The sequence below is a fragment of the Sodalis sp. RH16 genome, assembly GCF_047324245.1.
GTDB classification, from domain to species: Bacteria; Pseudomonadota; Gammaproteobacteria; order Enterobacterales; family Enterobacteriaceae; genus Acerihabitans; species Acerihabitans ligni.
In genome coordinates, this window is record NZ_CP178737.1 from 6044678 (window position 1) to 6065811 (window position 21134).

General features: G+C 56.3%; 21 protein-coding genes and 1 riboswitch. Of the genes, 9 read left to right on the top strand and 12 right to left on the bottom strand.

Features of this window, described 5'->3' with window-relative positions:
• Positions 1 to 6 precede the first annotated feature (6 nt).
• The 6 genes from baeS (at position 7) to ACL2XJ_RS27625 (ending at position 6479) form a co-directional block, all read left to right on the top strand.
• The gene (baeS, locus tag ACL2XJ_RS27600) at positions 7 to 1392 is read left to right on the top strand and encodes a two-component system sensor histidine kinase BaeS (protein ID WP_413725206.1); all 1386 of its coding nucleotides are present in this window, start codon (positions 7 to 9) and stop codon (positions 1390 to 1392) included.
• Entirely contained in the window at positions 1389 to 2099 is a 711-nt protein-coding gene (baeR, locus tag ACL2XJ_RS27605) for a two-component system response regulator BaeR (protein ID WP_413725207.1), read from the top strand. Before baeS ends, baeR begins: the two co-directional genes overlap by 4 nt.
• A gap of 87 nt (positions 2100 to 2186) precedes the next feature.
• On the top strand, positions 2187 to 2525 hold the full coding sequence (locus ACL2XJ_RS27610) for a YegP family protein (protein WP_132926916.1): 339 nt from the start codon (positions 2187 to 2189) through the stop codon (positions 2523 to 2525).
• A gap of 250 nt (positions 2526 to 2775) precedes the next feature.
• Positions 2776 to 4179 (top strand): tRNA 5-hydroxyuridine modification protein YegQ, encoded by a 1404-nt coding sequence (gene yegQ, locus ACL2XJ_RS27615; protein WP_132926905.1) that lies wholly within the window; start codon positions 2776 to 2778, stop codon positions 4177 to 4179.
• A 320-nt stretch (positions 4180 to 4499) separates the two neighbouring features.
• Entirely contained in the window at positions 4500 to 5399 is a 900-nt protein-coding gene (gene yegS / locus ACL2XJ_RS27620; protein WP_413725208.1) for a lipid kinase YegS, read from the top strand.
• Positions 5400 to 5564: 165 nt separating this feature from the next.
• A complete protein-coding gene (locus ACL2XJ_RS27625) occupies positions 5565 to 6479 on the top strand; it encodes a hypothetical protein (RefSeq protein WP_413725209.1) in 915 nt (304 codons plus the stop codon).
• Here the strand turns inward: ACL2XJ_RS27625 and thiD are convergent.
• The 4 genes from thiD to ACL2XJ_RS27645 form a co-directional block, all read right to left on the bottom strand.
• On the bottom strand, positions 6426 to 7229 hold the full coding sequence (gene thiD, locus ACL2XJ_RS27630) for a bifunctional hydroxymethylpyrimidine kinase/phosphomethylpyrimidine kinase (RefSeq protein ID WP_413725210.1): 804 nt from the start codon (positions 7227 to 7229) through the stop codon (positions 6426 to 6428). The two genes, ACL2XJ_RS27625 and thiD, sit on opposite strands and share 54 nt — an antisense overlap.
• Positions 7226 to 8020: a hydroxyethylthiazole kinase gene (gene thiM, locus ACL2XJ_RS27635; RefSeq protein ID WP_413725211.1), complete on the bottom strand. Its 795-nt coding sequence runs from the start codon at positions 8018 to 8020 to the stop codon at positions 7226 to 7228. The genes thiD and thiM overlap by 4 nt, the downstream gene beginning before the upstream one ends.
• A gap of 39 nt (positions 8021 to 8059) precedes the next feature.
• Positions 8060 to 8160: riboswitch (TPP riboswitch) on the bottom strand.
• A 29-nt stretch (positions 8161 to 8189) separates the two neighbouring features.
• Positions 8190 to 8537: a hypothetical protein gene (locus tag ACL2XJ_RS27640; RefSeq protein WP_413725212.1), complete on the bottom strand. Its 348-nt coding sequence runs from the start codon at positions 8535 to 8537 to the stop codon at positions 8190 to 8192.
• A gap of 300 nt (positions 8538 to 8837) precedes the next feature.
• Positions 8838 to 9569 carry a helix-turn-helix transcriptional regulator gene (locus tag ACL2XJ_RS27645; protein ID WP_413725213.1) on the bottom strand — a complete coding sequence of 244 codons (732 nt, stop codon included), beginning with the start codon at positions 9567 to 9569 and terminating at the stop codon, positions 8838 to 8840.
• A 358-nt stretch (positions 9570 to 9927) separates the two neighbouring features.
• Here ACL2XJ_RS27645 and ACL2XJ_RS27650 point away from each other — a divergent pair, with 358 nt between their 5' ends.
• Complete coding sequence (locus ACL2XJ_RS27650; RefSeq protein WP_132926892.1) at positions 9928 to 10374, top strand: GNAT family N-acetyltransferase; 447 nt, start codon at positions 9928 to 9930, stop codon at positions 10372 to 10374.
• Positions 10375 to 10402: 28 nt separating this feature from the next.
• Here ACL2XJ_RS27650 and ACL2XJ_RS27655 read toward each other — a convergent pair whose 3' ends face one another.
• Together ACL2XJ_RS27655 and ACL2XJ_RS27660 are read right to left on the bottom strand one after the other, a co-directional pair.
• Positions 10403 to 10870, bottom strand: coding sequence for a DUF1456 family protein (locus tag ACL2XJ_RS27655; RefSeq protein WP_132926890.1), 468 nt, complete (start codon positions 10868 to 10870; stop codon positions 10403 to 10405).
• A 152-nt stretch (positions 10871 to 11022) separates the two neighbouring features.
• Positions 11023 to 12003, bottom strand: a complete 981-nt coding sequence (locus ACL2XJ_RS27660; RefSeq protein WP_132926888.1) for an aldo/keto reductase — start codon at positions 12001 to 12003, stop codon at positions 11023 to 11025.
• A gap of 167 nt (positions 12004 to 12170) precedes the next feature.
• Between ACL2XJ_RS27660 and ACL2XJ_RS27665 the strand changes: the two genes are divergently transcribed.
• Positions 12171 to 13082 (top strand): LysR family transcriptional regulator, encoded by a 912-nt coding sequence (locus tag ACL2XJ_RS27665; RefSeq protein WP_132926886.1) that lies wholly within the window; start codon positions 12171 to 12173, stop codon positions 13080 to 13082.
• Here ACL2XJ_RS27665 and yghU read toward each other — a convergent pair.
• The 5 genes from yghU to ACL2XJ_RS27690 all read right to left on the bottom strand — a co-directional run bounded on the left by yghU (position 13079) and on the right by ACL2XJ_RS27690 (position 18462).
• Entirely contained in the window at positions 13079 to 13954 is an 876-nt protein-coding gene (gene yghU, locus ACL2XJ_RS27670) for a glutathione-dependent disulfide-bond oxidoreductase (RefSeq protein ID WP_413725214.1), read from the bottom strand. The two genes, ACL2XJ_RS27665 and yghU, sit on opposite strands and share 4 nt — an antisense overlap.
• Before the next feature lie 125 nt (positions 13955 to 14079).
• On the bottom strand, positions 14080 to 14853 hold the full coding sequence (locus ACL2XJ_RS27675) for a DUF3750 domain-containing protein (protein WP_203524558.1): 774 nt from the start codon (positions 14851 to 14853) through the stop codon (positions 14080 to 14082).
• A 167-nt stretch (positions 14854 to 15020) separates the two neighbouring features.
• Entirely contained in the window at positions 15021 to 16187 is a 1167-nt protein-coding gene (gene ampC, locus ACL2XJ_RS27680) for a class C beta-lactamase (RefSeq protein ID WP_413725215.1), read from the bottom strand.
• Positions 16188 to 16594: 407 nt separating this feature from the next.
• Positions 16595 to 17155 (bottom strand): DNA-3-methyladenine glycosylase I, encoded by a 561-nt coding sequence (locus ACL2XJ_RS27685; RefSeq protein WP_413725216.1) that lies wholly within the window; start codon positions 17153 to 17155, stop codon positions 16595 to 16597.
• A gap of 62 nt (positions 17156 to 17217) precedes the next feature.
• Entirely contained in the window at positions 17218 to 18462 is a 1245-nt protein-coding gene (locus tag ACL2XJ_RS27690) for an MFS transporter (protein WP_413725217.1), read from the bottom strand.
• A gap of 110 nt (positions 18463 to 18572) precedes the next feature.
• Here ACL2XJ_RS27690 and ACL2XJ_RS27695 point away from each other — a divergent pair, with 110 nt between their 5' ends.
• Positions 18573 to 19370, top strand: a complete 798-nt coding sequence (locus ACL2XJ_RS27695; protein WP_413725218.1) for an AraC family transcriptional regulator — start codon at positions 18573 to 18575, stop codon at positions 19368 to 19370.
• Positions 19371 to 19429: 59 nt separating this feature from the next.
• Here ACL2XJ_RS27695 and ACL2XJ_RS27700 read toward each other — a convergent pair whose 3' ends face one another.
• The gene (locus ACL2XJ_RS27700; RefSeq protein ID WP_413725219.1) at positions 19430 to 21055 is read right to left on the bottom strand and encodes a CocE/NonD family hydrolase; all 1626 of its coding nucleotides are present in this window, start codon (positions 21053 to 21055) and stop codon (positions 19430 to 19432) included.
• Positions 21056 to 21134 lie beyond the last annotated feature (79 nt).

A 21134-nucleotide genomic window follows, 5' to 3' on the forward strand; every position in this document is an offset into this window, starting at 1 on the left:
GTCATCATGAAATTCGGCGTTACCGCTAAATTGTTCCTTGCTATTTTCGCCACGTGCATGCTGGTGGTGATCACTATGCATTGGGGCGTAAGGCTGAGTTTCGAACGGGGCTTTATCGATTATATCAAACGCACCAATAACCAGCGGATTGCGCTGTTGGACAATGCCTTGACCGAGCAATATCAATTGCACGGCAACTGGGGTTTCCTGCGCAATAATGAGCGGTTCGTCTACCAATTGCTGCGTTCGTTTGAACAAAACCCCGATGAGGGGAGAAATTATCCCCCCCACGGCCTGCGCACCCAAATCTGGGTAGTTGACGGGGAATTGCACAAGCTGGTGGGTCCCGACGGCCCCCTGCCCGACGAAGGACCGCGCCTGCCCATTACCGTCAACGATGAAGTGGTGGGCTGGGTGATGTCGACCCCGGTGGAGCGGCTGACGCGGGAGGCGGATATCAGTTTTGACAAACAGCAGCAGCGCACCAGCTGGCTGATTGTCGCCCTGGCCGGCCTGTTGGCGGCAGCGGTGGCCTGGCTCACCGCCCGCGGTCTGCTGGCGCCCGTCAAACGGCTGGTAAAGGGCACCCACCAGTTGGCCGCCGGCAACTTTTCCGCCCGCGTCATGGCCGATACCCAGGATGAACTGGGGCGATTGGCCAGCGATTTTAATCAGTTGGCGGCATCGCTGGAAAAAAATGACGCCATGCGGCGGGAATTCATGGCCGACATCTCACATGAATTACGCACTCCGCTGGCGATATTGCGCGGCGAACTGGAAGCGCTGCAGGACGGCGTCAGAAAACCTACCGCCGACTCCCTGTCCTCGCTCCAGGGAGAGGTGTTGATCCTGACGAAGCTGGTGGACGATTTGCACCAATTATCACTGTCGGATTCGGGGGCGCTGGCCTACCGCAAAAGCCGGGTCGACGTCATACATCTTCTGCAGATTGCCGTGGCAGCCTGCCGGGAAAGGTTTAGTCTCAAGGGGCTGGATATTTCCCTGTCGCTGCCCGAACAGGCCTTGGTATTCGGCGATCCGGACCGCTTGACCCAACTGTTCCATAACCTGCTGGAAAACAGCCTGCGTTATACCGACCCGCCGGGACGACTGGTTATCAACGGTCTTATCCAGGGTGATTCACTGACCCTGCGCTGGCAAGACAGCGCGCCGGGGGTGGCGGAGTCGCAGCTATCGCAGATTTTCGAACGTTTTTACCGCGCCGAAGGCTCGCGCAATCGCTCCAGCGGCGGATCCGGCCTGGGACTGCCCATTTGCCAAAACATTGTTGAGGCCCACGGCGGCAATCTGAGCGCAGCACATTCAACTTTAGGCGGTCTGCAAATAGCGGTAGTATTACCTCTGGATTCCAGAACGGCCAGGATCTTATGACTGAACATGACGCCCAACCGTTGACCATTTTAATTGTGGAAGATGAGCCCAAACTGGGACAGCTGCTGGTGGATTACCTGCAGGCGGCCGATTTTCATACCCACTGGCTGACCCGCGGCGATAAGGTGGTGGATTATCTGCACCAGTCGCCGCCGGCGCTGATATTGCTGGATCTTATGCTGCCCGGCCGCGACGGCCTCTCCCTGTGCCGCGATATCCGGCATTTTTCCGATGTACCCATTGTCATGATGACCGCAAAAACCGAAGAAATCGATCGGCTTCTGGGGCTTGAGATCGGCGCGGATGATTACATCTGCAAACCCTATAGCCCGCGGGAAGTGGTGGCCCGGGTTAAGGCCATTATCCGCCGCAGCTACCGCCCCCCTGCCGCGTTACCCGCCCCCAGTCCATTGCTGATTGATGAAAACAGGTTCAAAGCCAGCTACCGCGCCATGCCGCTGGACTTGACCCCGGCGGAATTCCGGCTGCTGAAAATCCTGGCCAGCGAACCGGGCAAGGTTTTTTCGCGGGAAACCCTGCTCAACCAGTTGTACGATGATTATCGCGTGGTCACCGACCGCACCATTGACAGCCATATCAAAAACTTGCGCCGCAAGCTTGAAAGCCTGACGGAAGATGTCCCCTTCATACGTGCGGTTTACGGTATGGGATACCGTTGGGAAGCAGAGCCCTGTGAACTAATTTAACCGATTCAGCCACGGTATATTGTCGGACTTCTCCTATACTGATAAGTGAACGCAAGTGCGTTCAGGCGGTTTAAAAGGAGGCCCGCTATGGCTACCGTGCATTATGAGCTGCAAAAAGTAAGGAACGGACACTATCTTTTCAAACTAAAAGGAAAAAATGGTGAAATCATTCTTGCCAGCGAAACGTTTTGCAGCAAAGCGTCCGCGGAGAATGCCATCACCTTCGCCCGCTATAACGCTCCGGACGAACACAATTACGAGCTTAAAAAGAGCACCGACGAGCACCCCTATTTTATATTACGGGGCAAAAATGAACAGATTCTCGGATTAGGCGGCCCCTACAGCAGCGAATCCGATGCTCGCCTAGGTATCAAAGCGGCCATGGAATGCGCCGCCACGGAAGAGATTATGGATTTGACTCATTGAGGGTATTTTGACGTTATGAGCATAGCTTCGCCGGGGCTCTCCTTGTGACTCCGGCGATATAACCTCCGTCTGCCGTTGTACTCTCTCGCCTCATCAGCGGAAAAACGCCCGGAAAGCTCAAGATCAGGGCGGTCAATGCATTTTTTGCTGATTTTTTCCCCTTCCGGGTCTAAAATCGCGTCCTTCCCACAGGCGCCCGGTCTTTCACCGGGCGCCGGGCAAACTGACTTGACATCAGACGAGATTAGACATGTTTATTCCGGAACTCCTCTCCCCCGCCGGCTCATTGAAAAATATGCGCTACGCGTTTGCCTATGGCGCCGACGCCGTGTATGCCGGCCAGCCGCGCTACAGCCTGCGGGTGCGCAATAATGAATTTAACCACGAGAACCTGGCCATCGGCATCGCTGAAGCCCATAGCCTGGGGAAACAATTTTACGTTGTGGTAAATATCGCGCCCCATAACGCCAAACTGAAGACCTTTATCCGCGATCTGCAGCCGGTGGTGGCGATGGGCCCCGATGCGCTGATCATGTCCGATCCCGGCCTTATCATGATGGTGCGCCAGGCTTTTCCGGCAATGCCTATCCACCTGTCGGTGCAGGCTAACGCGGTAAACTGGGCAACGGTGAAATTCTGGCGGCAGGCCGGTCTAACGCGGGTGATCCTGTCTCGTGAACTGTCATTGGAAGAGATTGCCGAAATACGCCGGGAAGTGCCGGATATCGAACTGGAAGTGTTTGTCCACGGCGCGCTGTGCATGGCTTATTCCGGCCGCTGCCTGCTGTCCGGTTATATCAATAAACGGGATCCGAACCAGGGCGCCTGCACCAACGCCTGCCGCTGGGAATATAACGTCCGGGAAGGCAAGGAAGATGATATCGGCAATATTGTCCATCAATATGAGCCCATTCCGGTCACCGCCGTCGAGCCTACCCTTGGCATCGGCGCTCCCACCGACAAGGTCTTCATGCTGGAAGAAAAGCAGCGTCCCGGAGAGTACATGACCGCCTTCGAGGATGAGCACGGAACCTACATCATGAACTCGAAAGATCTGCGGGCCATCGCCCATGTGGAACGGCTGACGGCGATGGGGGTGCATTCGCTGAAGATCGAGGGCCGCACCAAATCCTTCTATTATTGCGCCCGGACCGCCCAGGTCTATCGCCGGGCGATTGATGATGCGGCCGCCGGCAAACCCTTTGACCCGACACTGCTGCGCACCCTGGAAGGCCTGGCCCATCGCGGCTACACCGAGGGTTTTCTTCGCCGCCATGTCCATGAGGACCAGCAAAATTACGATTACGGTTATTCGGTATCCGACACTCAGCAGTTCGTGGGAGAATTTACCGGCCACCGCCGCGACGGCCTGGCGGAAGTGGCGGTGAAAAATAAATTCTCCCTGGGGGACAGCGTCGAATTGATGACCCCCCAGGGCAATATCACGTTTACCCTCGAACAGATTACCGATATTAAAGGAAACGCCGCCCAGGTCGCTCCCGGCAACGGCCATACCGTCTATTTACCGGTGCCTGAAGCGCTGGATATCCGTTTCGCGCTACTGCTGAGGAACCTGGACGGCACCACCACCCGCGATCCGCACGGTAAATCCGCTGCCCTGCCGCTTAAGGATCGTGAAATATCCGGAAGTTAGAATTGTGTCACAATACGCCTAGCCGGCAACGCGTATGATGCGCTTGCTGAAACCAAACGGATAATAACGACCCAGCTACACCAGGAACCACCTCTTTCGCCAGCTCATCCTCCCTTGAGCTGGCTTTTTATTTTGCATTGCCGTTCCTTTACGGTTTTGACCCGCCCGCGGCAAAACGCGTTTTGTTCTTCGACTTTCCCGACGCCGACGTTAGTATCTAAACTAGATAAAGGCACTACGCCCGCCGTTGAACATCGTGCCGGGCTGGGACCACATCTCTCCCGCCCTAAGATCAACAGACAGGATTAATGGAATCAGCCATGCCACCCATACCCGCTTCATTGATTATTTTAAACGGCAAGAGCGCTGGCAACGAAGAGCTCCGGCAAGCCGTGCAGCAGCAGCGGCACGACGGCTATCCGCTGTATGTCCGCGTAACCTGGGAACACGGCGATGTGCATCGTTATGTGGAAGAAGCCGTCAAGCTGGGAGTGCAAACGGTGATTGCCGGCGGCGGCGACGGCACCATCAATGAAGTGGCGTGCGCGCTGGCGTTGTTGCCGGTAAAAGGCCGCCCAAGCCTCGGCATCCTGCCGCTGGGCACCGCCAACGACTTTGCCCAAAGCTGCGCCATCCCGGCGGAGCTGGATAAAGCGCTGGCGCTGGCCGTGCTGGGCAAAGCGACGGATATCGATCTCGCCCGGGTCAATCAGGATCGTTTTTTCATCAATATGGCCACCGGCGGCTTCGGTACCCGTATCACCAGCGAAACACCGGCGAAATTAAAATCGGTGCTGGGGGGCGCATCCTATTTCATCCACGGTTTGCTGCGCATGGACACCTTGAAAGCCGATAGCTGCGAAATCCGCGGGCCCGGCTTCAGCTGGACCGGCGACGCCCTGGTGATCGGTATCGGTAACGGCCGGCAGGCCGGCGGCGGCCAGGTATTATGTCCGGGAGCGCTTATCAATGACGGTAAGCTGCAGTTGCGTATCTTCGCCGTGGAAGAGTGGTTGCCAATATTGCTCAATAGCCTCTCCACCGACACCGAGAATCCGCATATCGTTTCCGCCACTCTGCCCTGGCTGGAGATAATCGCGCCCCATGAGGTCACCTTCAATCTGGACGGTGAACCGCTGAGAGGAAAAAAATTCCGGATTAAAGTGCTGCCGGCGGCGCTCTCATGCCGTTTGCCGCCGCAATGCCCGTTATTGGCATAAAGATTTTGATCTTACGCACAATATTGGCCGTCAAAGGCGCGTGGGTAAAGAATTTGTATAACAACTTAAGGTAATCTGTACGCAATAGATTTCGAGTTGCAGCTGTGCCGGCTGCAACTTGAAAGATGAAGGTTATATGGCATATCGCTTACCCAGGAAATTATAATGCAAGCTTTTTCACCCGACCTACCCATGCCAGAAAGCCTTTATTACAGCGCCAAAGAGACACATCCCCTGTCGACGTTAGACGAAAAGAACATTTGCTCCATGGTGGATGACCTGAAGCTCACCGACAGCGATAAAGAACATTACGTCACCGGATGGATGGGTGAAGACAGCGTGGTGGTGATTCACAATTATCGCGAAAAGCGCGGTACCTCCAACGGCTTTGTGCTGTCCAAGGAGAATCAATACCGTCTTAGCGTGCAGTCCATCGCCTTTCGCATCCCCAAAATATTTCTCTGGTTATCGCTGCGCCGCAAGCCGCGCAATGCCACCTTGATTACCTATGACACCATCGGTGAGCTGCGCAGTCCCATCGTCCAATACCGCAACCTGTTCGACAAGTCGTTAAAACTTAAATTGGAACAGGATTGGCAGGCGCTAAACGACTATATCGGTTTAGCCTGCTGGCAATTGGAAAACGGCTGCCCGCTGTGGAAACAGCTGGAACAGGCCATTACTCCTGCGGCATTGACCGCATGGGTCAACGCACCGGTTTTCGAAGAGAAGCGCCTGCAAAAGGACGGACCGTTCGAGGGCTTTTGGTCCGGCAACGTTTTTATCGCCCGTTCCAACCCCCCCTATCCGTCATTGCAGTTATTATGGCGCGATGAAGACAACCGCCTGCAGCCGGGATATATCTTTACCGCGGTACCGGATAAAAAGCAGGACAAACTCGTGCCTTCGCTGCGCATTCGTCCCCACCGCGCCGAGAAACACTATCCGCTTAACGTCTTCGACGCCCGCCATCTGCAATATGCCCGCTCGCTGTTGAGCTACGCCGAAGGTGTGTTAACCGGCATGTCACCACCACTGGTGGAAATGATGGACGGGTCCAATCCCCTGCCCGACCTCTAAATCATCGGCATGCAGCAACGCCTGCTGCAAATAGGCTTTCGCCGCCCGCAGGGTTTGCTCCCAGTCGTCATATTGCGGGCGCAACGCCGCCAACGCGGCGGACAGCGTACAGCCGGTGCCGTGGGTATGGCGGGTATTGACCCGCAGGGCATCGAACCGCAGCTCCCCGTCGGCGGTAATCAGCCAATCGGGGCTGGATTCTCCATGCAGATGGCCGCCTTTCATCACCACCGCCCGGCAACCCAAGGCCAGCAGCGCCCGGCCCTGCTCACGCATGCCGCTTTCATCGGCCGCCGGCGGGCAGTTCAATAATGCCGCCGCCTCCGGCAGGTTGGGGGTGATGATGGATGCCAGCGGCAACAGTTCATCCCTTAGCGCCGACACCGCATCCGGCGCCAGCAGGAAATCACCGCTTTTCGCCACCATAACCGTGTCCAGCACCACGAAGGGGATGGGATATTGCCGGAGTTTTTCCGCCACTACCCGGACGATATCCTCCTGCCCCAGCATGCCGATTTTGGCGCTGTCGATACGCACATCGCTGAGCACCGAGTCCAGCTGTTCACCTACAAACTCAGGAGTGATGGGATAGATGGATTGCACGCCGCGGGTATTTTGCGCCACCAGGGCGGTAATTACCGTGGTGCCGTAAGCGCCGAGGGCCGAAAAGGTTTTCATATCGGCCTGGATGCCGGCCCCGCCGCTGGGATCGGTACCGGCGATGGTCAAGAGATTCCGGATGCGGCTCATTGCAGCTGCTCTCCCTGGAGAGTATAGAGTCTATCAAGGAAATCCACGGCAAAACTGCCGGGCCCCCTGACGTCAGCCGCGGTGAGCCGGCCGGCGCGGGCCATGACTTTGCAGGCGGCGGCCACGTGCGACAAACGATCCCCCGGCAGCGCGCAAAAGGCCGCCACCACCGCCGATAACGCGCAGCCGGTCCCCGTCACCCGGGTCATCAGCGGATGGCCGTCATTGATGGACCATATCCGCTCCCCGTCGGTGACAAAATCCACCCGTCCCGTTACCGCCACCAGCGTGTGATGGTCCGTGGCCAGCTTCCGGGCGGCGGACAGGGCCAGGCTGGAATCATCGGCACTGTCCACGCCGCGTCCCAGAGCGCTCTCGCCGGCCAAGGCCAGGATCTCGGAGGCATTGCCGCGGATGGCGGCCGGGCGCAGCGGCAGGAGGCTATGGGCGAACCCGGTTCGATAGGCAAGAGGTCCCGCCGCCACCGGATCGAGTACCCACGGAGTGCCGGCCTCGTTAGCGGCCTGGACGGCGGCCAGCATGGCCTCCGCCTGGCGGCGGCGCAGCGTGCCGATATTCACCAGCAGGGCATCGGCCATGGCGCTGAATTGCGCCGCCTCTTCCGGATCGACCACCATTGCCGGCGCGGCGCCGAGCGCCAGCAGGGTATTGGCGGTAAAAGCCTGCACCACGTCATTGGTCAAGCAATGCACCAGCGGCGCATGCTGCCGAAGCAAATCAAGGGAGGCGGCCGCGGTCAGGCCGGGAAATTCCATAGGTTGTACAGTCATATTGCTCCCAGCCGGCGTTTAAGAAGACGGGATCCGGAGGAAGGGACGCCGTGACTTCCCTACGCTGGCATTATCCAGATCAGGTTATGCGGGTTAAATCTCAGTCCGCTGCGTAACAACGGACACCCCGAGTCAAGTCTGTTGATTATCCGGGTGCGGGAAGAAAAGATCAACGATCGCAGGGGACTTCCTGCAAGCCATGCCGCAACAGCATCCGGCCGATGCACCCATCGCCGGTGCGAGGCGAGGAACCTGCGCCGGTGGGGGTCAGCAGCCAGACGGGGCGATTATCAAGCCAGGCCGGCTGAACCAGCCCCGACTCGGCCAAGGCCTCGATACGGCCCAAGAGCCAGGGATCGTTATCCACCGGCAGGGAGATTGGCCAGGCCGGATTGCCAAGGCACTCATGGGAAACGTTATTCAAAATGCGTTGCAGCACCTCTTTATCAACAACATTGGAGGCGAAGGCCGTCAAAGGGAATAAAAAAAGCAGATAAGGGGCAATAATTTTACACATGTAATATAATCAATCCTATTTGCTTCCTGCTGTATTTTCAATGTCTATTACCGACACTGTCTACAACTTCGCGGCGCCGGTATCCCGTCCGATTAGATTAAAAGAGAGGGTATAAACGCAGCTACAATAAACATCAGGTTTTAGCTTTCCGAGGTGAAACCCTGAGAAAATGAATGTAATTAGCACATCAATATATGGATCTGGTTTAATAAAAATTAAATAATTTTTATTTTGGATAATAAAACAGAACACACAAGACCAGCGAAGATAATATTATCCAACCTTATCGTTCATAAAGCATTAACTGAAAAGCTTGAGCTCCATGGCACGGCTAATGGCATGTTTAGCATTGACAACGCCAAGCTTATCAATAATATTTCTTATATGAAATTTTACCGTTCCTTCTCTGATGGTAAGAATAGTGGCCACCTCGCCATAGGTTTTACCCGCGCTGGCCCAGAATAATACTTCTTTTTCCCTGGGCGATAGCAGTGCATGGGTGGGTGGGCCGCCGTAAGGCTGCATAGCGCGCATTTCGGCGCGCATAAAATTGATCACTTTTTCATGGGTGGTAATCAACAGCATCTGGAATTTTTCCTTATTTTGCTCGATGATACGATAAAAATCCGAGCTGCCGGTGCGATTGGTGAGGCTCAGCGTCGCCAGATTGTCGTCGCCGTCATGCAACGTGAAGGTATAACCGCTGTTCAGACGATAAAATTTCGACAGATTGAAAAAACTGTGCTGATGGATTATCGCCGGATTGTCAGGCCAAATAAATGGCGAAAATTTCCGGCATGCGATGATCATGACCGGATCAATTTTTTGATAGCCATGGTTTTTATATTGATTAATCCAGCCCGCCGGATAATCGGATATTATAGAGGCAGGAAAACTGTGTGATTTGTTCATCATTAAGTAAGCAAAACAAAAAACATGAGTATTCTTGAAAATCTGGATAAGATAGAGCTTAAGTTCTTTTTTCATGGCTGTGATAAAAACATCTTGGCTGTTTTCAACTGATTTTTCCATAATCTATGCCTGCAATATTAACTAATACTCATCATTTAATATTCCCGCCAGGTAATTAATGACTGGCTGAAAGGTTAATTTCAAGAGGATTTTCGATAATATAAGAGGCCAGGTATTGATGCAACTACTAATAGAACAAGGGATATCCTTATCTGTTAGGAAAATTGACCCACTGATACCTTAATACCGTCGCCGCCTCCCACCGCCCGGCGGTCCGTTGTTACCGGCCGAAACCGCGGATTCGGTCCGGAAGGGCCACAACCATCAAATTATTGACAAATTGTCTGATATAATTAAGCACCGAGTGCTTTCCCAAGAATCCATCCACTGCACCGGGTAGTTGCAGTAAGGAGAAGCTGTGCTTGTCAGGACTTATCGAGAATCAGACCGACCCTTTTTACGCACCCTGTACCTCTCTTCCCGCAAAAAATGCTGGACCTGGCTGGACGGCAGACAGTGGCATCTGGAGGATTTCGACGGTGCGACATTTGGCGAAAAGATTTTGGTGGCCGAAGAGCAAAATCACATTGTCGGCTTTGCCTCCCTTTGGCTGCCGGACAGCTTTTTGCACAATCTATTTGTTGATCCTGCCTGGCAGCGGCAGGGGGTGGCCACTGCGCTGCTGGAAGCCTGCTATCCGCTGTGCGGCGATAAGATGGCCCTGAAGTGCCTGACCAAAAATCGCCGAGCCCTGGCGTTTTACCAGCGTCACGGCTGGAAGATCATCTCATCGGGCATCGCAGAACACGGGGAATATTTCCTCATGCACCGCGCCATAGAGCAACACAAATTATTCTTTCGCTAAACAAAAGGGTAATTATTCAATATGTGCTCTATACCGCTTTGCGAAGCCGGGCAGCCAGTCCTTTAAGAAAGTAACGCAGGACCTGATCGCCGCATACCCGATAATTTTTATGCCCCGGAGACCGCAGCATGGCGGTCACCTCCGGCAGGGAGAGGCGAAAGTCCTGGGACTGGAGAATGTCCTGCAGGTCGTTGGTTTTCAGTGAAAAGGCGACACGCAGCTTTTTCAGGATAATATTATTGGTGATTTTTCGTTCAATTTTAGCTTCCGGCATCGTTTCATCCCGGCCGCGTTTATGAATCACCAGGCCATGAAGAAAACAGCCCATCACCATGTCCGGACAGGGCGCATAGCCCTCTTCCTCTTCTTTTTTAACGAAGCCGGCCATCTGTTGCGGCGTAATGACGCACTCCGCTAACGCCAATATGCCCAGGAGCTGTTCATTATGCAGATTCAGCATATAGCGTACGCTGCGCAGCACATCGTTATTCATCATGACCCCGGTCCCTTATCGCGCAATTATCTTTATGGCCGGACAGTATAATGATATCCGGCGTTAAACATAGGGCTGATGAATACAACCGCCCGGCTTTTTATCCCAGGCGGTCATTCTCGTCCTCAAAACCAGTGTTCATATTCCAGTCTGGCTTATGAGAAACCTACCACGCTATGGGGAACATACGGCGCCTCGAGCCGGGCTATCTCCTCGGCGCTCAATACCAGATCCAGGGCGGCGACGGCGTCGTCAAGATGACCCGGCTTGGAGGCTCCGACAATGGGAGCGGACACCGCTGATTTAGCCAGTACCCAGGCAAGAGCCACCTGCGCGCGGGGGACGTGGCGTTCCTCCGCCACCGCCGCCACCGCTTCGACGACCCGGCGATCGGCATCGGCGGTATGTTCATAAAGCGTCTTGCCGAACTTGTCGGTCTCGGATCGCTTAGTACTGTCATCCCATGGCCTCGTCAGCCGGCCGCGCGCCAGGGGGCTCCACGGGATCACGCCAATGCCCTTGGCCTCGCACAGCGGGAGCATTTCGCGTTCTTCCTCGCGATAGAGCAAATTGACATAGTTCTGCATCGTGGAGAACTTCGTCCAGCCATGGGCTTCGGCGACATGGAGCATGGTGGCGAATTGCCAGGCATACATGGAGGAAGCGCCGATATAACGGGCCTTGCCTGCTTTTACGACATCATGAAGCGCTTCCAGCGTCTCTTCGATGGGCACGCTGTAGTCGAAGCGATGAATCTGATAAAGATCGACATAATCGGTACCAAGCCGGCGCAGTGAATTGTCGATTTCCTGCATGATGGCCTTGCGGCTGAGACCCGCGCCGTTCGGTCCCGGATGCATGCGGCCGTGCACTTTTGTGGCAATCACTATCTCTTCGCGGCGCGCGAACTCTTTAAGCAGCCGGCCGACGATTTCCTCGGAAGTGCCGTCGGAATAAACGTTGGCAGTGTCGAAGAAGTTAATGCCCGCTTCCACCGCGCGGCGAATAAGCGGACGGCTCTTTTCCTCATCCAGCGTCCATTCGTGACCGCCACGGTCAGGCACGCCGTAGGTCATGCAGCCAAGACACAGCCGCGACACGTCGAGGCCGGTTCGGCCGAGTTTTATGTAATCCATGGTCTTCTCCTGAGAGCGTTGAATAATCCTGCCGGGTCGGCACCGGGCGCCCACCCAACAGAACCGGCCACACGGCCTTAACTGCGAGAACTGTAGGATAGTCCCTTCCGTTATGAATAATAATCCGCTATTTTTGAGAAACATATTCTCTGTGAATGGAATAATGGATGGACAAGCTCGAGGCGATGGCGATTTTCGTCGAAGTGGTGGATCGCGGAACGCTGTCCGCGGCGGCCCGTTACCTGCACATTCCGCTGCCGACCCTGAGCCGAAAACTGGGGGAGCTGGAGAATCACCTGGGAACGCGCCTGCTGGTTCGCACTACCCGACGCCTTGAGCTCACCGATGCCGGCGCCGACTACCTTCAGGCCGCCAAGCGCATACTTGAGCAGGTGAACGAGGCCGATCGCGGCGCCGTCGGCGAGTACGTCACCCCCAAGGGCGAGCTGTTGATCACGGCGCCGCTGACCTTCGGCCGTCTGCACGTGCTGCCCATCATCAACGCATTCCTGGCGCAGTATCCTGACGTGAACGTGCGCCTTGCCCTGTCGGACGCCCGGCTGGAACTTATCAGCGAACATATCGACGTGGCGGTACGCATAGGTCCGCCGGGGAATGGCAACCTCTCTTCAACGCGCATCGGCGAGCTGCGCTGGATGGTGGTGGCCAGCCCGGATTTTCTCAAGAAGCACGGCGCGCCCAAGACCCCGGCGGACCTGGCGGCGCGCCCTTGCGTGGGCGTGGATCACGTCAATTTGTCCACCCATTGGCGGTTTCGATCCCCCGCCTCCGGCGCAGTTGTCAACACCCCCATCCGTGCCCGCCTGTCGCCCACCTCGGCGGAAGCCGCGGTGGATGCCGCCATCGCCGGCGTCGGATTGACACAGGTGCTTCATTACCAGGCCGCCGACGGCCTGGCGGCCGGTAAGCTTTGCGTGGTGCTGGCGGAGTATGAGGCCGAACCGATGCCGCTGTGGCTGGTGTATACCGGACAATCTCGCCTGCCGCTGAAGGTGCGCAGCTTTCTCGATTTCGCCACGCCCAGGCTTAAGGAGACCATCCGGTTTACCGGCCGCTAGCGTTGGCCGGCAAGCTTATCCTGGGTTTTGGTCTCAAAGTCGGCGGCGTCATGACGTTCGTGCAGTTGGCTTGACGGCTCGCCAAAGACTCGATTGACCATCCGCCCGCGCTGCACGGCCGGCCGTTGTTCGATAGTGTCGGCCCAGCGCTGGAGATGCTTATAGTCCTGAACGGCCAGAAATTCCGCCGCGTCGTATATCCAGCCCTTCACCAGGCCGCCATACCACGGCCAGATAGCCATATCGGCGATGGTATATTCACTGCCCGCAATATACTCATTGTCCGCCAGCCGCTTGTCGAGCACGTCGAGCTGGCGTTTTGCTTCCATCGCGAACCGGTCGATGGCATAGGCAATCTTGGTGGGGGCGTAGGCATAAAAATGGCCGAAGCCTCCGCCTATATAGGGCGCGCTGCCCATCTGCCAGAACAGCCATGACAGGCATTCGGTGCGCGCGCCGATCTCTTTTGGCAGAAATGCGCCGAACTTTTCGGCCAGGTATAACAGTATCGAGCCGGACTCGAATACCCTGATTGGCTCGGGGCCGCTGCGATCCATCAGAGCCGGGATCTTGGAGTTCGGGTTTACCGCCACGAAGCCGCTGCCGAACTGGTCGCCGTCGCCGATCCTGATAAGCCAGGCGTCATATTCCGCGCCGCTGTGGCCAATAGCCAGCAGTTCCTCCAGCATCACCGTCACCTTCACGCCGTTCGGTGTCGCCAGCGAATAGAGCTGAAGGGGATGGCGTCCCACCGGCAGCTCTTTGTCGTGGGTCGGCCCGGAAACCGGGCGGTTGATATTCGCGAAGCGGCCGTTGCTATCCTTGTTCCAGGTCCATACCTTCGGCAGCACGTAATCGGATTGATTGCTCATGCTCAATGCTCCTTTCGCTTTAGTTTTGGGAGATCGTGGTAAAAGTCATCATACCGTTCCTCGATCCGCGGCGATAGAAAAACAAAATGTCGATATATTTACGTGATGCCGGATAAGATCAAAACTCAGGTTTTATCCCTTGCCACCTTTTCATAGCCAAGCCGGCCGATAAAAGGCAAACGCAGCGCCGGGGACATCACATCAACGCCCATATTAAATCCCAAAATATTGACCTCGACCCCCTCTTCCACCCCCAGCGTCAATCCCAGCACGCCCAGTAACGACACCTGCACGCCCCTGCCCGACGGGGATAATCCAATGGGATGCAGCAACGTCCGATAATCCTTGCCGATGGCGTTGGCCGGCAGATCCAGCCCCAGTTCAGGCACTTCTCTGCCGATATGGGCCATAAAGGTATTGCTGTTGGGGCCGGGCCAGGCATGGTAGGTATGCGGATAGGGATAGCTGCCGATGGCGGCCTCAATGCGCGGGATCATGGCTTCGGCGCGGGGTCCGCGATGATCCACCAACAGCTTGGGCCGGGAGCCGTACCAGTAGCCGTCGGGGAGGGCGAAGTCACGGCGAACCACGTCATCACTGCCCCAGCTGATGACATCATACCGGCTAAAGCGGGTTTCCCCCGCTTTTTTAAAGATGATCCAGGGATGAACCGCCACCAGGCCCCGCCATCCATAGGTGGGCGCGGCATAGATCTGCACTATCGCCAAATCGCGCAATTGCGCCGGATTCGGCGCAATGCCGGCGGAATCGCGCCGGGCCGTCCACCAATGCTGACCGGTAAATACCTCCCCGCCCTGCTTTGCCTTGGACCAGCTTTGCCCGAATGATAAAACCATGACGCAGATAAAACCGATAAAGAACGCTTTCAGGTAGGTCATATAAGCTTAGCCTGCCGGTTTACAATGGATTGACGGATATCCAGCAGCGTAATCCCCCCGGCAGGCTTTGCTGTAGAGACTTTACAAAAGTAGACTCTCACGAAACCGCCGGCGACCCTGCTTTCACATCCGGGTCCGCTGTGAAGCAGGATGGCACCGGGCCGGATTTAGCGAGACAACGCGGTTTGCTTGGTTATATCGTTAAAGATCTGCCACGCCGCCCGGGCTCGCTCGGTATTCGGATAGTTGCGGTTGGCCAGCATGACGATGCCGATTTTTTTCTCCGGAATAAACGCTACATAGGCGCCAAAGCCGTCGGTAGCGCCGGTTTTATTCAGCAATACCGCCTGCAGGGGAGGCGTGGCGGGAGTGATGATTTTAACCGGATTGACATTATAGGTCATGTCATTCGAGTTGCCCGCCATAACCGTACTGAGCGCCACCGGCCAGGGATATTGTTCCCAGAGCATGTCCTGGGTGTAGTGCGCCGTGGAGAAATAACCCCGGTGTGTTTCAATAACGGCTTTCTGCACATCCGATCCCTCCCCCGCCTGCTTCATATTGGCTTCCACAAACCGAATCATATCGGCGGAGGTGGATTTAACGCCATAGGCGTCATCGCTCAATATGCCGGCATTGAGGCGTACCGGCTTATCCTGCTTGTTGTACCCCCAGGCATAGTTTTTCATCTCTTTATCGGGCACATTGATCCAGGTATGGTTCATGCCCAGCTCCGGCAGGATAACCTTCTGCAGCAAATTGGCATAGCTATCCCCCATTGCCCTGGCGGCGATAAGCCCCAGTGTGGCGATGCTGATATTGGAGTACGACCGCCCCTGGCCGGCCTTTTCCCGGGGATGCCAAGCGCTCAGGTAGTCCATCAGTTTCGCCTCGGTGTTCACCTGGTCCGGAGCCTGCAGCGGCATTCCACCCGTGGTATGGGTAGCCAGGTTGATAAGGGACAACTCGCCGAAAGAGGTATCCTTCAAAGAAGGCAGGTAATGACTGACTTTTTCCACCAGGGATAATTTTTTTTGCGCATCGGCATAGGCGGCCAGCGTCACGTTAAAGGTTTTGCTCACCGAACCCAGTTCAAACAATGTATCGGCCGTGACTTCCCTCTGAGGGGTTATAGAAGCCAGCCCGTAGTTATAAAAATACTGCCGGCCGTCAACCGTTAAAGCAACAGCCATACCGGGGATATTATGCGCCTTTATTAAGGGAAGGATTTCACGGTCCACCTCCGCGCGATAAGCATCCGGCCCTTGGGTAGCGGCACATTGGGCACCTGTTGCCGCGAGCAGCATGGATAGGGCAACCAAGGGGACTGCCATTGTTTTATTCATGTATTTCTCAAATTATGTAAAAAAGATCGCTATTAATGGATTAGTAATAACCAGCTTGGATTTTGGTTTCCAAAGAAGAGATAGAATTAACTACAATGGCGGTCGAGTCAAAATATTTTTTCGATGGGTTATGAAGAAACATTCTGAAAATGATTATTTTATAATTAATAAACTCAATAAAATATATGATGAGAATATATAATATAACTTCATCACCTAAAAAGCATTGTTACGTGAGGCGTGGCGGCTAATCTTTACCGATCGCTAAATACTCCAGTCTGATAACGGATAATTGCTTTTTTAATTTCACAACGCCAAGTAAACCGCTCTTAACTTCCTCTCCCTTTCAAAAGGCATTATTATGAGAAATACGCAGTGAATTACGGGCCCCTTTCCTATTCCATGTTCTCCCGGTAACGAAAGCAAGCGGGATCGTGGTCGTTGACGATGCCCACCGCCTGCATCCAGGCATAGACAATCGTCGGCCCGACGAACTTGAAGCCACGCCGCTTCAGATCCTGTGAAATCTTGCCGGACAGCGCTGTTTCGGTAACATAGCCCGTACCGAGCAGCGGCACACCGTGGGTGTAAGACCAGCAATATTCCGCGAAGTCCTCGCCGTTTGCCTGCATCTCATTGAAGATCTGCGCGCCGCGAATCGTCGCCTGGATCTTTGCACGGGCCCGCACGATCCCCGAATTGCCAAGCAGGCGCTCGATATCGTCGGCGCCATAAACCGCCACGGCCCGAGGATCAAAACCGTCAAAGGCCAGGCGGAAAGCGTCCCGCTTGCGCAGAATGATGTCCCATGACAGACCGGCCTGGAACCCCTCCAGCATCAGCGTCTCCCACAGCCTGCGCGGATCGCGTTCCGGGATGCCCCATTCCGTATCGTGATAATGCCGCATCAACGGGCCTGAATCAGCCCAGCTGCAGCGATGCTGTTTTTCCGACATCCGCGTCCTCCTGGACGATTACATTTCGTTGACTGCCGTGCCTTAATCATCATGCTATGGCGTTAACGTCCTGAGGCCGCAAGAGACGTGCCGATGTGGCGGGAACGCCCTGCCAATGAGCCGAATAGTGCCATAAGGACGGAAAGAACAACACCGATGGCCAGCGGAATATGCCAGTTTCCGGTAATATCGTGAGCCTTACCGGCAAGCGTTGGCCCGCAGGCCGCCAAGAGATAACCGATGCACTGCGCCATGCCGGAAAGCGCAGCCGATTGATGAACATCCCTCGCGCGCATACTCATGAACATCAGCGCCAGAATAATGGCGGCCCCCGATCCAAAACCAAATAGGACCGACCAAAGCAGCGCCCAGGCCGGCGCAAACAGCAAGCCCAGTAGCGATACGCCCAGCATAAAACCGGTACCGGCGGCTATCAGCCGCTGATCTTTCAATCGGCCGACTACCAGGCTCAAGACCAATCCCGGCACAGCGCAGGAGAGCTGCATAACCCCATGTATCGAGCCCGCGGCGGCGGGGGTAAAGCCCGCATTGGTCAAAATGGTCGGCAGCCAGGCGACCATAATATAATACAACGTCGAATTCGTCCCCATGAACAGCGTAACCTGCCAAGCGATCATTGAACGCCAAACACCTCCGCCATGGACAGGCGCCGCGGGTCCGTTTACCGGTGTTTCTGTTATGGGAACTCCTTTTAGGGGAGTTCCTTTTAAGGGAACAGTACGGCCGCCAACTGCAAAAATCCAAACAGTAATGGCCGCCAAAGGGAAAACAATCACCATCTCTAGCGCTATGCGCCAGCCAAATACGTCGGCCAACGGGACCACGCTCATGGAAACCATCGCCGCGGCCACCCCCATCGTCACCGCGCAGACGCTGGTGATGACCGGCACCCTGCTGGGAAAATCACGCTTGATAAGGCCTGGCAGCAGCACATTGCCAAGGGCAATGCCGGTGCCGACGATCGCGGTACCCTGGTAGAGGCCCACGACAGTCCCCGTCGAGCGAACAACCACCCCCGCCGCAATAAGCAATAATGCGCCGAATAAGCAGCGCTCAATCCCGTATTTCCGGGCAAACAGCGCCGCGAACGGCGATATGGCGGCAAAAGCGACAAGCGGCAACGTCGTCAATAAGCCCGCATCGGTGGGAGATAATCCCAGATGAGAACGGAGCAGGTCTAATACTGGCGCCACGCCGGTGACAGGCCCCCGAAGCGTGGCCGCTATCAGCAGCAAGCCTGCGACAAGCAGGAACGAACGCGACGCGGTTGCGGTATGTCTGGCCATGAATAATATCCCGAAGAGCAATAAAGCAGAGCGACAATCTTACCCCTTTCGCGAATGCCGGAATTTGGATATATTGACAATAAATACTCAAAAACTGACAACCTGCATTGATGCTATCCCTTGAAGACTCGCTTCGCTACTTCGATCAGGACCAGCCTTACGGACTGGTGGCCGGCCTAAAGACGCATTCACCTGGCGCCAGTGAAGTGCCTGTCCACCAACATCGGCAAGGACAGCTGCTTTTCGCGGTCAAAGGCGGCATAACATGCGAAGTCGCCGACGCCATTTGGATGGTGCCCCCCAACAGCGCCGTGTGGATACCCGGCCAAACCCGCCACAGCGTTCGCGCAACGGCGAACGCCGAGATAAGCTTTCTCTTCATCCAGCCGGGCGCCGCGCCGCTTCCCGCCACCTGCTGTACGCTCTTCATCTCCCCCTTGGTGCGCGAGCTCATTCTTCATATGGCGGGCCAGCCGCCGAAATATGCGCCGGACAGCCCCACCGGACGAAAGGCCGTCGTGCTGCTGGAGGAGCTTGCTCATATGCCGGTAGAGCGGCTGCATCTGCCTATCTCCGAAGAACCCCGTATGAGAAAGATTGCGAAAATACTCTCAGACGATCCGGCGGATCGCCGTACGCTTGCGCAATGGGGAAACATGGTGGCCATGAGCGAGCGTTCGCTGGCTCGCCTTGTGCGTCAGGAAACGGGATTGACTTTTGGCCGGTGGCGCCGGCAACTGCATTTGATCGTTGCCCTGCGCGAACTCGCCGCCGGCCAAAACGTACAGAACATTGCTGAAATTCTCGGCTATGAATCGGTGTCGGCGTTTATCATCATGTTCAAGAAATCCTTAGGGGAAACGCCGGCGAAATACTTTTCCTCCATTGCTCAGACGGCGGAACCTTGATCCGCGATCGGCGGCATTAACGATCCCCTTGCCGCCCGCCTCGGCTTGGCCAACCCTTGTCAGGTCCCCTTTAACGGCAGAGCGAGACGGGACGGGTCTTTGCCTCCGCAATGCACGGCGATCGTGGTTTTTCTCGATCTCGTCGCCATGGACATGCGCTCACCCAGCCCGAGGTTACGGGCATAGCGCGGAAAAGCACCGCCGGCGATAAGCAGTTGGAGCCGATGGCCGGCGGCGACGCGCCAATAGGCCGGCAGCAGCGGCAGCGTAACCGTGCGGCGCGTATCCGCAGCAAAGCCCGGCAGGCGCTGATAGCCATCGGTTATGTTGGTCGCCCGGCCTTTTTCATCCACATCGCACAGGCAAATAAACAGGTCGTGTTCGGGCCCGTCAGCCGAAACGTTAATCGTCAAGACTGGCCGGCCGGCTATCTCGGTATCCTGGTCCAAAACCGGCCCGATAAAGCTAAGCACATCGGCGCGCGCCGCAAGGGGCCTCATGTCGCCACGCCCGGTGGCGTCGGACAATGTAGGACCGGCCAAACTCGGCGTAGGGTCTTTCGGATCGTAGACGAATCTTCGCTCGGCCTCGGCGATCCCGCCTTCCCCCAGTCCGCCGCTGCCGGTAAGCTGCAACGCGCGCGACACGCTACCGGCCGGCGGCCATGCGGTCTCGTTGCGCCATTCGTTAGCACCAACCACCCAGAGCTTGACGTGATTTAACGCGTCCTTACCGGATTCCCGACCTTTGAGATGAATATCGAACCAGTCAAATGCATCGGCCATCGCGCCGGCCAGGCTTTTGAGAGAGGTGTGCGTCCACGGATCCACGGTAAGCCTTATCGTTTTGCCGCAGGCCTGCAGCTCGGCATAGTCGTGAAGCTGATGGCCAATAAAAAGATCGGACCAACCCGCCACCATTGATACGGGGGCGGTCACCCGCGCAAGCGTACAGCGGTCGCGGATCGGCTGCCAGAACGGATCGGCGGGATGGTCATGGGCCATCCACTCCCGCCAGCAGTCAATGGCGGCGCCGGACACCTGCTCATCCAACGTCTCAAGCGGCAAGGCGGCATAATGCCGGGCATGAGCATCGCCGAAAAAACGACGCCTGAGGGCCTGGACGATAGCGTTGCTCTTCTCCTGGGCCTCCACCAGGCAGATCCAGCTAAGGAAATCCTCCAGCCGCAGGCCGTCGCCGCCCCAAATGGCGGCGGCGAAATCCGACGTGCTGCGTACGATGGCGATGGCGGCGACCCGTTCCCCCAGTTCGGCGGCCATGGCCCAGTGCACCTGACCCATATAGCTCGCCCCCCAAAGCCCCAAGCGGCCGCCATACCACGGCTGGCGCTCGATCCAGCCGACGGCGTCCAGCCCGTCGTCACGCTCCTGGAAGAACGGATGGAAACGCCCGCCTGAGCCGAAGGTACCGCGCACGCTCTGGACCACCGCCGTGTAGCCGCGTTCGGCAAAAAGACGCGCGCACAAACCGACGATGTTTTTGCGCCCGTAGGGTGAACGCAGCAGCACGATGGGTGGCCGATCGATACCGATGGGATGATAGACATCGGTCATCAGCGCGACACCGTCCCGCGCGGTCACGGCAATCTCCCGCTCCACACGCACGGCGTTTTCCGCCGGCGGCAGCCGCCACAGGCGCCCGGCGAGGCGCGTCATTATCGTCATGGGCCGTAAACCTCCTGGACTATGCCGGTGAGGGCATCAGCGGTCTACATGATACGATATTTTTTTACTCATGGGCTTG